Annotated in this window: 12 protein-coding genes; 5 read left to right on the forward strand and 7 right to left on the reverse strand. The window is 58.9% G+C overall.

All coding sequences use genetic code 11. The features are described 5' to 3' along the window. Positions 1 to 10: 10 nt before the first annotated feature. Complete coding sequence (locus tag P4G45_RS15925; RefSeq protein WP_348269273.1) at positions 11 to 1,663, reverse strand: acyl-CoA carboxylase subunit beta; 1,653 nt, start codon at positions 1,661 to 1,663, stop codon at positions 11 to 13. Between the two features lie 118 nt (positions 1,664 to 1,781). On the opposite strand from P4G45_RS15925, the gene P4G45_RS15930 reads away from it, so the two are divergent. Beyond that, positions 1,782 to 3,134, forward strand: a complete 1,353-nt coding sequence (locus P4G45_RS15930) for a glycoside hydrolase family 27 protein (RefSeq protein ID WP_348267459.1) — start codon at positions 1,782 to 1,784, stop codon at positions 3,132 to 3,134. Positions 3,135 to 3,146: 12 nt separating this feature from the next. Here the strand turns inward: P4G45_RS15930 and P4G45_RS15935 are convergent, their stop codons facing one another. Then, positions 3,147 to 3,944, reverse strand: a complete 798-nt coding sequence (locus P4G45_RS15935; RefSeq protein ID WP_348267460.1) for an NIPSNAP family protein — start codon at positions 3,942 to 3,944, stop codon at positions 3,147 to 3,149. Between the two features lie 115 nt (positions 3,945 to 4,059). Here P4G45_RS15935 and ruvB point away from each other — a divergent pair, with 115 nt between their 5' ends. Both ruvB and P4G45_RS15945 read left to right on the forward strand, forming a co-directional pair. Beyond that, positions 4,060 to 5,124 carry a Holliday junction branch migration DNA helicase RuvB gene (gene ruvB, locus P4G45_RS15940; RefSeq protein ID WP_373695309.1) on the forward strand — a complete coding sequence of 355 codons (1,065 nt, stop codon included), beginning with the start codon at positions 4,060 to 4,062 and terminating at the stop codon, positions 5,122 to 5,124. A 305-nt stretch (positions 5,125 to 5,429) separates the two neighbouring features. Then, positions 5,430 to 6,122: a hypothetical protein gene (locus tag P4G45_RS15945; protein ID WP_348267461.1), complete on the forward strand. Its 693-nt coding sequence runs from the start codon at positions 5,430 to 5,432 to the stop codon at positions 6,120 to 6,122. Between the two features lie 148 nt (positions 6,123 to 6,270). Here the strand turns inward: P4G45_RS15945 and P4G45_RS15950 are convergent, their stop codons facing one another. The 3 genes from P4G45_RS15950 to murQ all read right to left on the reverse strand — a co-directional run bounded on the left by P4G45_RS15950 (position 6,271) and on the right by murQ (position 9,528). Continuing rightward, positions 6,271 to 7,068, reverse strand: a complete 798-nt coding sequence (locus tag P4G45_RS15950; RefSeq protein ID WP_348267462.1) for a hypothetical protein — start codon at positions 7,066 to 7,068, stop codon at positions 6,271 to 6,273. 382 nt (positions 7,069 to 7,450) lie between these two features. Next, positions 7,451 to 8,554: a glycerophosphodiester phosphodiesterase family protein gene (locus P4G45_RS15955; protein ID WP_348267463.1), complete on the reverse strand. Its 1,104-nt coding sequence runs from the start codon at positions 8,552 to 8,554 to the stop codon at positions 7,451 to 7,453. 77 nt (positions 8,555 to 8,631) lie between these two features. Beyond that, a complete protein-coding gene (gene murQ, locus P4G45_RS15960) occupies positions 8,632 to 9,528 on the reverse strand; it encodes an N-acetylmuramic acid 6-phosphate etherase (RefSeq protein ID WP_348267464.1) in 897 nt (298 codons plus the stop codon). 181 nt (positions 9,529 to 9,709) lie between these two features. On the opposite strand from murQ, the gene bamA reads away from it, so the two are divergent. After that, a complete protein-coding gene (bamA, locus tag P4G45_RS15965; protein WP_348269275.1) occupies positions 9,710 to 12,670 on the forward strand; it encodes an outer membrane protein assembly factor BamA in 2,961 nt (986 codons plus the stop codon). Between the two features lie 399 nt (positions 12,671 to 13,069). Next, positions 13,070 to 13,495, forward strand: coding sequence for an OsmC family protein (locus P4G45_RS15970; protein WP_348267465.1), 426 nt, complete (start codon positions 13,070 to 13,072; stop codon positions 13,493 to 13,495). Positions 13,496 to 13,715: 220 nt separating this feature from the next. On the opposite strand, the gene P4G45_RS15975 is transcribed toward P4G45_RS15970, so the two are convergent. Continuing rightward, entirely contained in the window at positions 13,716 to 14,666 is a 951-nt protein-coding gene (locus tag P4G45_RS15975; protein WP_348267466.1) for a cation diffusion facilitator family transporter, read from the reverse strand. A 56-nt stretch (positions 14,667 to 14,722) separates the two neighbouring features. Continuing rightward, positions 14,723 to 15,208, reverse strand: a complete 486-nt coding sequence (locus tag P4G45_RS15980; RefSeq protein ID WP_348267467.1) for a hypothetical protein — start codon at positions 15,206 to 15,208, stop codon at positions 14,723 to 14,725. Positions 15,209 to 15,279: the final 71 nt, after the last annotated feature.

A 15,279-nucleotide genomic window follows, 5' to 3' on the forward strand; every position in this document is an offset into this window, starting at 1 on the left:
TCAACCGGCTTCACAGCGGTATGTTGCCATGTTTTTTGGCCGGATTCTTCTCGCGCTTCGTCGCCAGCATATCGAGAGCGGAGTTCAAGCGCCGCCGCGTCTCGCTGGGGCGAATGACGGCATCGATATATCCCCGTTCCGCAGCAACGTAGGGATTGGCAAACCGTTCACGAAACTCCTCCACTTTTTCCTTTCGCGCCTCGGTCAGAACTTCCAGCTTCTGCTCTTCACTCAGCGAGACTCCTTGCGGCATAATGGCCTCGGCACGGCGAACGACGGCGTCCAGTTCGCGTTTGTAGACGATATTCACCGCGCCCTCCGGCCCCATCACTGCAATCTCCGCCGTTGGCCATGCCAGGTTCAGGTCGGTGCGCAGATGCTTCGAACTCATCACGCAATAGGCGCCCCCATAGGCCTTTCGCGTAATCACGGTCAGCTTTGGCACCGTCGCCTCGGCAAAGGCGTACAGCAACTTCGCTCCGTGGCGGATGATGCCGCCATGCTCCTGCTGGATTCCGGGCATGAAACCGGGCACATCTTCAAACGTAATGAGCGGAATGTTGAAGGCATCGCAGAACCGCACGAAGCGTGCTCCCTTCACGCTTGCGTTGATGTCGAGCACACCCGCGAGAAACGCGGGTTGATTGGCGACAATGCCTACCGGCCGCCCAGCCATACGCGCAAAACCAACGACGATATTCCGCGCAAAGTACTCCTGCACCTGAAAGAAATAGCCGTCATCGACAACGCGCGAAATGACATCGACCATGTCATAAGGCTGGTTGCTCTCCTCCGGAATGATGCTATCGAGCGCAGCATCGGCGCGCGCAGGATCGTCCTGCGTGGCCTTGCGCGGAGGGTCGTCGAGATTATTCGACGGCAGAAAGCTGAGCAGTTCGCGGACCATCGCGAGACATTCCTGATCGTCGTGCGCCATAAAATGCGCCACGCCCGAGATCTCGTTGTGGGTCAACGCGCCGCCCAGCGCATCCTTGGTCACGTCCTCATGGGTCACCGTCTTGATGACATCCGGCCCGGTGACGAACATGTAGCTGGTCTTCTCCGTCATCAGCGTGAAGTCCGTGATCGCAGGAGAATACACCGCGCCGCCCGCGCACGGCCCCATGATCGCCGAGATCTGCGGCACAACGCCGCTGGCCAGCGTATTGCGCAAAAAGATGTCCGTGTAACCCGCCAGCGACACAACCCCCTCCTGAATGCGCGCGCCGCCGGAGTCGTTCAACCCCACAATCGGCGCGCCTACTCGCATCGCCATATCCATGATCTTCACAATCTTCGCGGCATTCGCCTCTGAAAGCGACCCGCCAAAGACGGTGAAGTCCTGCGCAAAGACAAACACCACCCGCCCCTGTACCCGCCCATAGCCCGTGATGAAGCCATCTCCGGGAACGCGCTGGGCATCCATGCCAAAATCCGTCGCGCGGTGCGTAACAAACTTGTCGGTCTCTTCGAATGTGCCTTCATCTAACAAAAATTCGACCCGCTCCCGCGCCGACAGCTTCCCCGCCCTGCGTTCTTTTTCACGCCGCTCCGGACCTCCCCCCTCTTCGGCGATGGCGTGGCGCACCGCCAGCTCTGCAAGTTTGGAATGGTGCGCGGTGGGCTTCGCGTGCGACGCGACGGATTGTTCGGAGGCGGCCATAGGCTGCGATTTTAGCAGCGCGGGATAGACGGCGTCAGCGCCGCCCATGCCTGTCGCCAATCCATGAACGCTGATGTTTGGGTATAGTGGGCGCATCCACCAATGGAGGCGAGACGGCATGTTGAAGTGTGCGTGGCAGGGAGTGGGTGTGGTGATGCTGGCTGCTCTGATGCAGCCGATGGGTGTGACGCAGCAGAAACCCTTGGCTCCGACGCCGCCGATGGGATGGAATAGCTGGGACTCGTATGGGTTAGCTGTCACCGAGGCTCAGTTTCGCGCGAATGTCGACGCTCTGACCAAGCGCCTGAAGAGCGCGGGTTATCAATACGCCGTGGTGGATGAGGGATGGTATCTGGCCAATCCTGAAGACGCGAGCAAGCCGGAGACGCTGCAGTATCGCATCGATGCGAATGGACGGTATGAGCCTGCGCTGAACAGGTTTGCGACAGCGAAGGGCGATGCAGGGTTCAAGCCTGTGGCCGATTATGTGCACGCTCAAGGACTGAAGTTCGGTATCCACATTATTCGTGGGATCACTAAAAAGGCGGCGGCCGCGAACCTGTCGATTGCGGGCAGCGCGTTTCATGCCGTCGATGCAGCGGATACGACGGACAAGTGCCCGTGGAACCCCGACAACTTTGGCGTAAAGGACAATGCAGCTGGGCAGGCGTGGTACGACTCCCTGATGAAGCAATATGCGGGCTGGGGCGTTGACTACATCAAGGTGGATTGCATTGCGTCGCACCCGTATAAGGGCGATGAGATTCGTATGATCCATCGGGCGATTGCAAAGACGGGCCGGCCGATTGTGCTGAGCCTTTCGCCGGGGCCCGCGCCGCTGGCGGAAGCGGCGGAGTTGGGGGAGAACGCGCAGTTGTGGCGCATATCGAACGATGTCTGGGACCACTGGGAGAAGAACAAGGAGTGGTCGCAAAATGTGAAGGACCAGTTCGCCGTGATTGCAGGCTGGGCAAAGTACGTGAAGCCCGGCAACTGGCCCGATGCGGACATGCTGCCGCTAGGCAAGCTGAGCCCCGTGCCGGGCGATGGCAAGCCGCGGGCAACCCGACTAACGCAGGATGAGCAGAGGACCATGGTGACGTTGTGGTCGATTGCCCGGTCGCCGTTATTCTTTGGAGGCAACCTGACTGAACTCGATGACTGGACGGCAGCGCTGGTGACGAACCCGACGGTCGTGGCGATGGATCAGCACGGAGAGCATCAGCGGCTCGCAGGGCAGGACGGACAGGTGATTGCCTGGACGACGAAGGTTGGCGGCAACGAGTACCTCGCGCTGTTCAATGTGGGAGACTCAGCCGCGACGGTGAAGTCCGCGTTTGCGAAATATGGATTGGCAGGCGGCAAGTATTCGGCGAAAGATGTTTGGGGAAAGAAAGATCTGGGCAGCGTGGCCGAAGTGTCTGCGACCGTAGCTCCGCATGGGGTCTTGCTGCTGGAGCTACGGCGGTAGATCGTTTTCCGGTTAGCGGAGCGGGGAGAACGCCAGCGGACGCAGGATGACGTTGCTGATATTTGCGACGATCTCGGAGTCCTTGAGTTCGGGGTTAGCGCTGAGCGTCTTCCACGCAGGATCGGAGCCGAACTGCTGCCAGTGCTTCTCGCGGCCATCGAGATTATCGAAGGAGAGCATGTAGGTGATGTTCGGTTGGCGGGGACCGACGATGGATTCGCCGATAAAGACCGGGCGCATGCCGAGCCGCTGAAAGATGGCGATCTCGCCGCCGTTGAACATCCCGGCTTTTTTGTTGAGCGCCGTCATGGATTGAGACTGGTAGGTACGCAGCTCGAAGATGCGAGCCGGTCGGGTGTTCGAGTCGGTGGGAAGCACAGCTTCGGGGAGAATGGCGAGGCTGTGGAGGAGGCTGCTTTCGATGGTGACAAAGGGCATTCCCGCGCCAGAACTGAGTTTTTGCGAAGCCTTTTCGTGGGCTTCGTCCTCGGCAACTTTGGCGAGAGTCGTCTCCATGGCGCTGAGAGACGGATATTGCACGATGGTGACGATGTAGGGACCGTTGGGACCGATGAGGTTGGAGAATGCAGCCACGGGCTTTGCGCCAGCGCGACTCAGGGCAGGGAAGAGACCGGTTTCAAGGTACTCGGAGACGCGGCTGGCCTGAGATTCCTCGCTGTTGTGCAGGTACCAGGTTTTGAGCTCCAGAAAGCTGCGGGTGGATTCGCGATTGGGTTGGGCGGCTTGAGCTTTCGAGGAGACGAGGGCGGACATTGCTGCTGCACCTGTAATCATTTGGCGACGATCCATATTTCTAACGTATAGCAAATCGTGACCTGCATCCATCTGCTTCTATGGCAATGATTTATTTTGGAGGATGACAACTGGTTGCTTCGCGGCAGTGTTCGCCTTACCATCGCCGTTAGTGGACATTCCTAAGAACAAGTCGAAGGTGGATTTGAATCGGGCCTCTGCGGAGGCGGAGCGGCTGGTCTCGGCTGGTCGGGTAGACGAGGACGCGGCGTTCGAGCTGAAGCTGCGGCCCACGCGGCTGCGCGAGTTTGTAGGCCAGGAGAAGGCCAAGGAGCAATTGGCGATTGCGCTCGAGGCGGCGAAGTCACGCGGCGAGGCGCTCGACCATGTGCTGCTGTTCGGGCCGCCGGGGCTGGGCAAAACCACGCTGGCCACGATCATCGCCAATGAGCTTGAGGTCGGCTATCAGCAGACCTCGGGGCCGGCGTTGCAGATTCAGGGAGACCTGACGGCGATCCTGACCAACCTGCGCGAGCGTCAGGTGCTGTTTCTCGATGAGATTCATCGCTTGCAGCCGGTGCTTGAAGAGAAACTCTACACCGCGCTCGAGGACTACAAGCTGGACATCATCATCGGGCAGGGCCCGGCGGCGCGCACGCACGTCATGGACATCAAGCCGTTCACCTTTGTCGCAGCGACGACCCGGCCGGGACTGCTTTCGTCTCCGCTGCGGTCGCGGTTTGGGATTCTGCTGCGGCTGGAGTTCTACACCGATGACGAGCTGCGGTTTGTGGTCGAGCGTAGCGCCGAGGTGATGGGAGTTCCCATCGACCGCGATGGCGCGGCGGAGATTGCGATGCGGTCGCGGGGAACTCCGCGAATTGCAAACCGCCTGCTGCGGCGAGTGCGGGACTATGCGCAGGTGCGGGCGCAGGGCATCATCGACAGGCCGGTGGCGCAGGCTGCGCTGACCTTGCTGGAGGTCGACGCACATGGCTTCGACGAGTTGGACCGGCGGCTGCTACGGACGATCATCGAGAAATACGACGGCGGCCCGGTCGGCCTGAACACTCTGGCCGCCGCTCTGGCCGAAGAGCAGGACGCGCTCGAAGAGGTCTACGAGCCCTTCCTGATCCAGATTGGCTTTCTCGACCGGACTCCACGCGGACGTGTAGCAACGCGGCTGGCCTATGAGCATCTTGGCATCGAGATGCCGCGCAAGCTGAGCCTGTTTTAGCCCCGGCATCGCCTTCCGCCGTTCGACTTGCGGGGGTATACCCCCTCTGTACTTTAAGTCTCAAAGTCTTCGAAATAAAGTACTTAAGTCCGGACTTCGGTCTGGACTGGTTAAAGGAAAAGACCCGGCGGTGGGCCGGGTCTCCTGCTTTCTCTCTGATTTAATTGTAGCCGGGGTGTCAAGGGTTTTGGGGTGGGAGAGCGCCAGAGGGATGAGGACTCTGAGATTAGGTGAGCCGAGCTGTCACGCAGTTGAGGGATGGAATTGACGTAGCTTACTCCCATTGCTGGTGATATTTCTTGATCATGCATCGTGTGCTCGTTCTGACATTGCTGAGTACATTTCTTGTCCTTCCTCAAGGACAGAAGCATGCGACTTTTGAGGCTGATGGTCTTGGCCGGATTGATGTGACTTCGTCCTTCCCGGTTGGGGGCTTCCCGACAGCCAACTTCCGGAATAGCTCCGGACGTGTCCTTTATTCCGTTCCCATGGGAAGCACAGACCCTGAGATTTTTCGGATCGAACAGAGATCGCCGGACGATCCGCCTGAGTGGTCCAATCTTGGGCCCTCAAAGATTGTGTACTTCGTTTTGGGATCGAAGGCTCAACAGCGCTCCGTGCTTGCGATCGCACAGTACACGGGAGGTTCGGACTGCGAGTATGTCCCAGCCCTCGTTGGATCGGCGGGGGGACGATTGAAGTCTTGGCTCCAGCAAGAGCCGGTCGTAAATTCTCAGGGCGGCTTTTATGTTGGGGATTTAGGCGGCCACCGCGGATTCGGTCTTGCTGCGTGGACAGACCTTTGGGAGGACGGCGCCCATTATGGAAGTCATCGTTACAACATTCGGCTCTATCGGATCGATCCTGGAACTGGAACCTCTTCACTGATCTTTAAGGCGGATACCAAAAGAAAGTATGGCAAGGGACTGGATGCGCTGAAGGAGTTCGGGTTTCAGTATGAGAACTTCCTCACCAAGTCACCAGCGCTCGGCTGCTGAATGGCTCGGTGTGGAGTGGTTAAAGGTTTGTTCGCGGAGGCGATAACTACAGCAGCGAAGGCGGTTCGCGCTTTGCGCGAATGTCCCCACTCATGCGATGAAGCCGCATGAATGGGGCACCCGGCACCCGGCAGCAGCAGGTCATCTTTTAGGATTCGACCTTCGCCGGGGGAGCACCGGGATCGGGTGGAAGTGCCTTCAGCATCTCTTCGATTTCTGTCACAAATAACTGAACTGACGACTTCAGCACCCTGATCTGCTCCTTCTTCCAAGATCGCTCTTGTCCATCCGGTGTCTTGCCATTCCGATGAACGATATCGTGTCGAAGTTTTATGCCGGCGCGTATGGATTCGGGGATCTCTGGTAATTGCAGTCCGAACGCTTGCTTGTAGATCTTTGTTACGTTGGCCAGGTCGTGCCAGGAGATACCTCCAACGAAACCACGCACGTCGGTCTCGATCGTCTTTGCCCGCTTTAAAACATCTGACAGCGAAATTTGCTTTTCGCGCAGATGGGTGCTGTTATGAACGAACCGCTCAAGATAGGGTCTCTGCTTGAAAACGACGGCGGAGAACGAGTCGCCGAGATATGTTTCTAGCGCAATAACGATGTTCAGATAGAGCAAGCGATAAATCAGCGGACCATCGATTATTGACCGCTTTTCCTTCGCTACGAGTTCAATCTGATTGAGCGCCATCATCAATTCCATATAAGGACCGTCCAGATCAGCTGGCACCCAATCGTCCTTATAGAAATCGTCCTCATCGGGACGAGGAGACCACTCATGATTTAGTTCAGAGAAATCACCCGCCACGGTGTCGATCAGGCCATCTGACACCAAGCCAGAAAACTCATCCCGCAATGCGTCCTTCGGATTGACTGGCTCTCCCCAAATCCACTGATACCCACCCTCTCCAGAGTCATAAGGCAGTTCGTTCGGGTCCATGAATCGCACATCGAACCACCGGCGAAGAACTTGCTCTTGGGCCTCCCTGCCTAATTTGCTCAGCCTGCTTGGAGAGACATCCTGTTTTGTTTTAGGCGACCAATAGTGTGTGGTTGTTCGGAGCATTCCAGGATTGTAAGTCACGTAGCAACCGCAGCTGACAACGGCATGCCTGCTTCCGTCAGTGCCTCTGATACGGCAGAGGTTGGATTAGCGCCCAGAAATCACCTAGTGTGACCAATCTCGCAAATTCTGAACTGTTGCGTACAGGGCGATGCGCTCATCGAGCTAACCTTGCCGCCGGATCATTAGTCTCGACAAACGCGCATATGAGATGTTAGCTCCGGGGATTCGGTGGCGGTTGGCTGTGGGCGCTAATGACTCAGGGTTGACGAAGCGAAGACGGCACGAACTCGGTACTCAGCGTTTCGGGGCTTTCGGTGAGGTAGTACGTGGGGATCTTCGGATACTGCTCTTCGACCAGTTGCAGGGTGCGGAAGTCGAAGCTCTGCACCTCGGAGCGGCCCTCCATGTGATTGCGCATGACAATTCCGCAGAGGGTGGTGACGAAGGTCTGCGGATCGACGGTGTGGTTGGTGGTGGGTTCTTCGCCGGGTATGGGCACGGGCAAGCTGGCTACGGAGTTACCTGCGGGGTCGTTGGGCAGCGGGAGGATCTTGGTCTCGATGTTGAAGCGGACTTTGGCGGCGTTGGCGGCGCGGGTGGCGGCTTCGGGGTTCGATTTGCCGGGGCCGGTTGCGTAGTAATCCGTGTAGAAGGCGACGAAGCGGAAGAGCTGCTCGACCTGGGTGGGGACGTAGGGGTTGATGAGGTGTTCTTGCTTGGCGAAGGCGACGGCGACGGGAGACAGGCTGAGGTCGTTGGTCTGGACGCCGGGCGGATACGAGCCGGTGCGCAGCTTGTCGCAGATGAAGGTGCGCTGCGCCTCGGTGCTGGAGATGTCGCGGATATAGGTGCGGTTCTCAAGGGTGTAAGGAGTCCCGTCGGCGTGGCGGCAGGACTGCGGATCGAGGAACTGATCGTGCCAGATCATGGAGACGTGGTCGGTGGTGACTCCGGTGTCGGTCTCGAGCGTGGTGGCGAGGTGGTCGAGCCCGTTCTCAAACGAGGGCAATGTGTTTTCGGGGCGGAGACCTCGGCCTCCTCGATGGGCGGCGACGTCGAAGCCGGCGAAATAAGCGGCGTCGGCTGCGGCCTCCTCTTTGAGGACAGCCTGCAGAATGTCGGGGCGATCAGTGATGATGCCGTCGACGCGCAGGTGGAGCAGGGCACGCATCTTTGCCGGGTCGTTAGTGGTCCAGGGGACGACGCGGAAGCCTGCGTGATGAAGCTGCGTAACGTCGACTGGAGGGTTGTCGCCGAGCAGCGTCGCGTCGAAGGGCGAAAGCACCGGAGTGGGCGCGCCGTGGGCCTCCGCATGGGTACGGGCTGCGGTCATCAGGGCAAGGAAGGGATTGGTGGGCATAATGGGGGCCTGACTGCAACGGCTTAAGGGTGAAATTGCATGGGAGGCCGATGATAGTCGATGAGATGGTTCCTGAATTAAGGTTCCTTTCGCAGCGCGGTAGTCAGGTTTCCCTTGGCTGCCTTGAGTCTTGCTTCGGCGGCGGCGCGATCGAGAGACAGCTTCTGCATGACGATGGCGGTCTTTACCGTTCCTGCTTCGGCGAGCAGCTTTGCGGCGGTGGGATGATCTACGCCCGTGGCGTCGCTGATGATTCGCCGGCCCCGGTCTATTAATTTCTCGTTAGTTGTTTGCACGTTGACCATGAGGTTGCCGTAGACGGCCCCGGCGCGGATCATGACCCCGGTGCTGATCATGTTGAGGACTAATTTTGTGGCGGTTCCGGCCTTGAGGCGGGTGCTGCCGGTGAGGACCTCTGGCCCCGTGTTGGGCGCGATAGCAATGTCGGCGATGGCAGCGATCTCTGAGCCGGAGACGCAGGCCAGCGAGATGGTGAGGGCGCCGAGTTTACGGGCGTGACGAAGCGCGCCCAGGACGTAGGGAGTGCGACCACTGGCGGCGATGCCGATGAGGGCGTCACGGGACGTAAAGGCGCGGGCGACGAGGTCGGCTTCCCCCTGTTCGGGCGAGTCTTCGGACGTTTCGCTGGAGTGGCGCAGGGCGCTGTCCCCCCCGGCGATGATGCCCTGAAAGAGCGATGGGGGGACAGAGAAGGTCGGGGGACACTCCGATGCATCGAGGACGCCGAGTCGGCCGCTGGTGCCTGCACCTATATAGAAGAGGCGTCCGCCGTGTTCGAAGCGATCGGCGATGGCGTCTACCGCGTTGGCGATTTGAGGAAGTTCGGCGGCAACGGCCGCGGCGACTTTGGTGTCCTCTTCGTTAATGATGCGGAGCATCTCGATGGTGGAAAGCTGATCGATGTGCTCGCTGGCAGGGTTGCAGGCTTCGGTGGGGAGAGTGGCAAGATTCATGGTGCTTCCATGATGGGCCTTGAGGCTAATGACTGCAATGATTGAGTTTCGAGGTTGTAGGATGGGGTGTGGAGATTTTACCTGGAACCTTCAGGTGAACTCGCTAACGATCAGAGTGTCCCATATAATCAAGGCTTCGCTGAATGTGCTGGCGGAGCGTTATTTCAAGAGCAGTGAGGGTGTGCGTATCTTTACCGTGAATCGAGAGAGCGGAAGCTCCCTGAAAAGCAAGACCAAGCCTGTGTGCACGCGCTCCAGCCGCTCCCGTATCGCTCAAGCCGTGCTTCTTTCCTCCATTGCAATATTGACCGGCCCAGCGCTGTTTGCGCAGAATAATGCTGCCACGACGCCTACGGCGGAGCAGGGAGTGCAGACGCTGTGCCAGCCAGAGGTAATTGGCAATCGCAGGATTCCTAAGGAGTCAGTGCTGGCGCGGCTGTTCAGCCACCAGAATGACCTCTACGATCCGGCGGTCGTCGAGCGGGACTTCAACTCGCTGTGGAACACCGGCTACTTTGACAATATCCGGATTGAGCGGGTGGATACGCCGAAGTGCGTGCAGCTCATCATCTATGTCAAAGAGAAGCCCACCATCAAAGAGCTTCTTTATAAGGGTTTGAGTTCGGTCTCGCAGTCGGATGTTCTCGAAGCCTTCAAGAAGGCCAAGGTCGGACTTTCGGTCGAGAGTCAGTATGACCCCACCAAGATCAAGCGTGCCGAGGTCGTCATCAAAGAGATGCTGGCCGCGCATGGCCATCAGTTTGCCACTGTCACCGAGACCATTAAGACCATTCCGCCTGCGGGTGTTTCCGTAACCTTCAATGTGAAGGAAGGACCGACGGTCAAGGTGGGTAAGATCGAGTTCACCGGCAACAACAACCTGAGCGACCGTACCCTGCGCCGGGCGATGAAGAACCTGAAGCCCATTGGGATACCGCACTCCATTATTCTCGAAAACCTGTTCGCGCGGACGTTCGACGCGACCAAGCTCGATGAAGACACCGAACGCGTACGGCAGGCTTATCGCGACCGCGGCTACTTCAAGGCCGTAACAACCGAGCCGACGACCCATGTGCGCGATGCAGGCGGGTTGAACCCATTCACGTTGCGGCCGTCGAAGGGCAAGCGGGTCGACATCCTGATGCCGGTCGAAGAGGGCGAACGCTATCATCTGGGCGGCATTACCTTCTCGGGCAACAAGGCGGTGACGAATACGAGGGTCCTGCGAGCGCAGTTCTTGCAGAAGGATGGCGAGTGGTTCGATGCCACGAAGTTCAGCAAGGGCCTGGACCAGTTGCGGAAGTCGTATGGCGAACTGGGCTATATCAACTTCGTCGGGACACCGATTCCGCGCATCGATGAGGCAAAGAAGCTGATCTACCTCAACATCGATATCGACGAGGGCAAGCCGTTCTACGTCTCGCGCATCGAGTTTACGGGCAATACGATCACACGCGACAAGGTCATCCGACGCGAACTGATGCTCGAAGAGGGCCAGGTCTACAACAGCCGCCTGTGGGACCTTTCGATTCTGCGGTTGAACCAGTTGAACTACTTCGACACCATCAAGGCCGACCAGGACTCCGAGAGCCGCCAGAACGCCGATGATGGAACCGTCGATCTGCTGTTGAAGCTGAAGGAAAAGGGCAAGAACTCCATCGGACTGAACGGCGGCATCAGCGGCCTGTCGGGAACGTTTATCGGGTTGAACTATTCAACCAACAACTTCCTTGGACTGGGCGAGACGCTTTCGGTGCAGGCAAACATCGGCGACCTGTCGCGCAACCTGAGCCTCGGATTTACCGAGCCTTATCTGCGCAACAAGCCGATCTCGCTGGGCGTGCAGGTGTTCACGCAAAAGTACGATTACAACCCGGCCAAGAGCTACGGCATTGCCAACAATCAGAGCCAGAACCTGACGAACGCGCAGCAATCGCTGTTGACGAACTACAACACGGCGACGACCGGGTTGACGGTGACCACCAGCGAGCCGCTGCGGCACCTGTGGGCGCGGACGGGCGTGACCCGGATCGGCGTCTCCTATGCCTTGTCGCGCTCCTCGGTGTCGACGTTCAACGACAACACACGAAACGTGTTTCAGTCGCTGGCGTTCCGCTCGGGAGTCCAGGGACCGAACCAGTTGAACGGCATCGTGACCTCGGTGGTGACGCCTAGCTTTACCTTCTCGAGCCTTGACCGGTCGGTTGGACCGCACAGCGGCAAGGACTTCAACCTGGAAGTACAGGTTGCGGGCATCGGCGGCAATGTGAAGTACTACTCGCCGCAGATGAGCTACCGGCAGTTCTTCCCGATGAAGGGATTGAAGGTCAGCCGTGAAGGCCACAATGTTCTCGGCTACCGTATCCAGTTCGCTCACGTTTCGGGCTTCGGCGGCGAAGTCGCTCCTCCGACCAACCGCTTGTACAGCGGCGGCGACCAGGACATCCGCGGCTTCGACGTTCGCTCGGCCGGCCCATACACCTTTATTCCGACCCGGGTGATGTTCAACCTGACCAACCCGGACGGGAACACCGTGCCGATCGATCCTTCGAACCCGACGGTAGGTTCGGTCAAGATCCCGCTGCCGGTCTACCGCATGGTCTCGATTGGCGGAGACACCAGCTTGACGTCGAACGTGGAATACCGCATCCCGATCGTCAGCCAGGTGACGTTTGCGTTCTTCACCGACTTCAACCTGACCTTCGATGCGCAGCCCAACCAGTTGCGGCAGAGCATCGCCGGCCAATCGGTCATCTCCGGCGCATCGTATGGCTGCCCGACGCTGGTCAACGGCTCCTGCTTCGGCGGTCAGTCGGTAGCGTTCCCGGACCGGCTGCATGTGGTTCCGGGCACGAACTTTGTGCCGCGCATGTCGAACGGTGCTGAGCTTCAGGTGATTCTGCCGATTGTGAATGCACCGTTCCGGCTCTACTACGCTTATAACCCGCTGCGGCTCTACAAGCAGATTCCGCAGGACCTTGCCGTGCCGAACTCAGGCGCGGGCAACAAGTTCCAAAGCTTCTTCCCGACGTCGGATGCGGGCTTGTTCACCTACCAGCAGGCGGTGCAATACTACGGGGCGAACTACCTGCTTCGCGAGCCGCGCAAGACCTTCCGCCTGACGGTCAGCACTACGTTCTAACGCCCTATAAGCAAAGTCTTCAATGCAAATGAGAAAGGCCCAGCGTTCTGCGCTGGGCCTTTCTCTTCTATGCTCTTTATTTTAGCGGTTCAGACAGAACCCCGTTGCAACCTCTATTTCCTCTATTTTCTTGATGTTGGATGATCTCGAGGCTTGACAAGCGATATTAGGCTATCTCTCGGTAGCGCCCATGATCGGTCCTAAATCGGTGCTCAGGGAGGGTTCAAATTGCCGAAAATTCCCTCAGGGGCTAAAGCCCCGTACCCAACAAAAGCACTTTTGGCACGGCTGAAGCCGTGCCCTTAAGCAGAACAAATTTTACTTTCCACAGGTGCCGCTGCGTCGAAGACCCTCGAAGCTGGGTTGATGTTCTACTCTTTCCTATAAAGGAGAAACGCGATGGAACGTAGCGCAAGCGCAGTCTGGCATGGCAGTTTGAAAGAGGGCAAGGGCACGATTTCAACCCAGAGCGGCACCTTGAAGGACACGCAGTACAGCTTTGGCGCACGCTTCGCCGAAGGCGTTGGGACCAATCCGGAAGAGTTGATTGCGGCGGCCCATGCAGGTTGTTTCACGATGGCGCTCAGCGCGCAGTTGACCGAAGCTGGTCTGGTTGCCGACTCAATTGAGACGACCGCCGCGGTTACGCTCGACATGCATGGCGAAGGCCCCACCATCACCAAGATCCACCTGACCACCAAGGCGAAGGTGCCGGGCGCGGACAAGGCAAAGTTCGACGAGCTGGCAAATAAGGCCAAGGTTGGCTGCCCTGTCTCGAAGGTGCTGAAGGCGGCGGAGATTTCGCTGGATGCGACGCTGGTTTAACGGCAATCGAGGTTGAAGTCGTTGTGCAGCGAAAACCGTACCTCAGAGGCTAAAGCCCCGTTGCGTGGAAGTCACTTGTGGCACGGCTGAAGCCGTGCCCTTAACAAAACGGGAGTTTAGGCACACTCCGAAGGCCCGCTCGACCTGTACGTGAGGTATAGGTCGAGCCTGGGCTGCCCTTCGGCTACTATGATTCGCGCCGTTGCCGCTTTGGCGGACGTCAGTGCGAGTGGGAGTGGCCGTGGTGATGGTCGTGTGCGCCGACCGCCTCCAGCTGTGGTGGGGCGCTACAGCCGTGGGTGGTCTCGCAGCCTCGGGTTTCGAACTGGATGGTGGTGTGGTGGATGTGGAAGCGTTCGCGCAAGGCGCAGTTGATGGCCTCGAGGATGCTGCTGCACTCCGACATGGGCATCTCCGGAATGGTGACATGGCTGGCCAGCGCGCGGGAGTGCGAGCCGAGCGACCAGATGTGCAGGTCGTGGACATTGACCACTCCCTCAACCGACTCCATAGCATTGCGCACAGCGGCCAATTGCAGGTTGCGCGGCGTGCCTTCAAGCAGGATGTTCAGGGTCTCGCGGACGATGCCGATCGAACTCCACAGGATCATGGCAGCAATGATGATGGAGAGTGCGGGATCGATCCAGGTCATGCCGGTAAAGAGAATGGCCGCGCCGCCGGCGATGACCGCGGCGGTCGAGAGCGTGTCTCCGAGCATGTGCAGGAAGACGCTGCGGATATTGACGTCTCCCGAGAAGCGCCAGAGCAGCGTGGCGACTGTGCCGTTCATCAGAACGCCGGCTGCGGCGACGTACATCATCAGCTTGGGCTGTACGGCGACAGGAACGTCGAGACGATGGATAGCGGCGATGGCGATCCACACCGAGAGCACCACCAGCATAATCGCGTTGACGAAGGCAGCGAGTACACCGGCGCGCTGATAGCCAAAGGTCTTCTCTTCGGTAGCGGGGCGTGCCTGAAAGTAGACGGCGACGAAGGAGAGGATGATGGCGAGCAGGTCGGAGACGTTGTGTCCGGCTTCGGAGATGAGAGCAAGCGAATGGGCGCGGATGCCAAAGACAAAGGTCGCGACAACATAGGCAAGCGTCAGCCCCATGGAGAACTGCAGGACGCGCTGCATCTTGCGGTTCGGGGTGGCGACCATGTGCATGATCTAAGTGTAGACCCGCCTCAGGCGGGGTTCAATTCGCTTCTGCAGAGAGAGAATCAGGGTGTTTCGTGCTTCCCTGTTTCGGTATCGTGGAGATGGTGGTTGAGCCGCAGACCGTTCCATGACTCGGAGACGACGATGCTGTTGGCTGGATTGTGCAGGTCGTAGCGGACCTGGATGGGCAGGTCAACGCGGACGTCGCGGACGTGCTTGGCGAGCAGGGTGACATCCTGGGCGCACTCGTAGGCGACGCCGGCGATGCGGTAGTTGTAGACGACGATGAGAGGCTCTGAACTCGGAGTGTCCTGATTATCCGGTTGAGTTAGTTGGATCGGGACGTCGGTGATGCTGCCATCGGTGATGCGTCCGGTGGTGGCCAGCAGCTCGCGGCGTTCCCGCTCGATCTCTTCAGCGCTGGGCCGGGGCCGTCTGAGGGTGTACCACGCGATGCCCGCGACGGCGGCGGCTCCGACGGCCATGGCAGCGATGTTGCGTGGAGAACGGAGGTGAAGCGACAGATGCGACGGAAGCGAGGAAAGCACAGATGGTCTCCGCCCAAAAGCATAGCCTATTGCCGGTGAAGAGGCGATGATTCCGGGGCGGTAATCGTGTC

It is taken from the genome of Edaphobacter paludis (assembly GCF_039993895.1).
GTDB classification, from domain to species: domain Bacteria; phylum Acidobacteriota; class Terriglobia; order Terriglobales; family Acidobacteriaceae; genus Edaphobacter; species Edaphobacter paludis.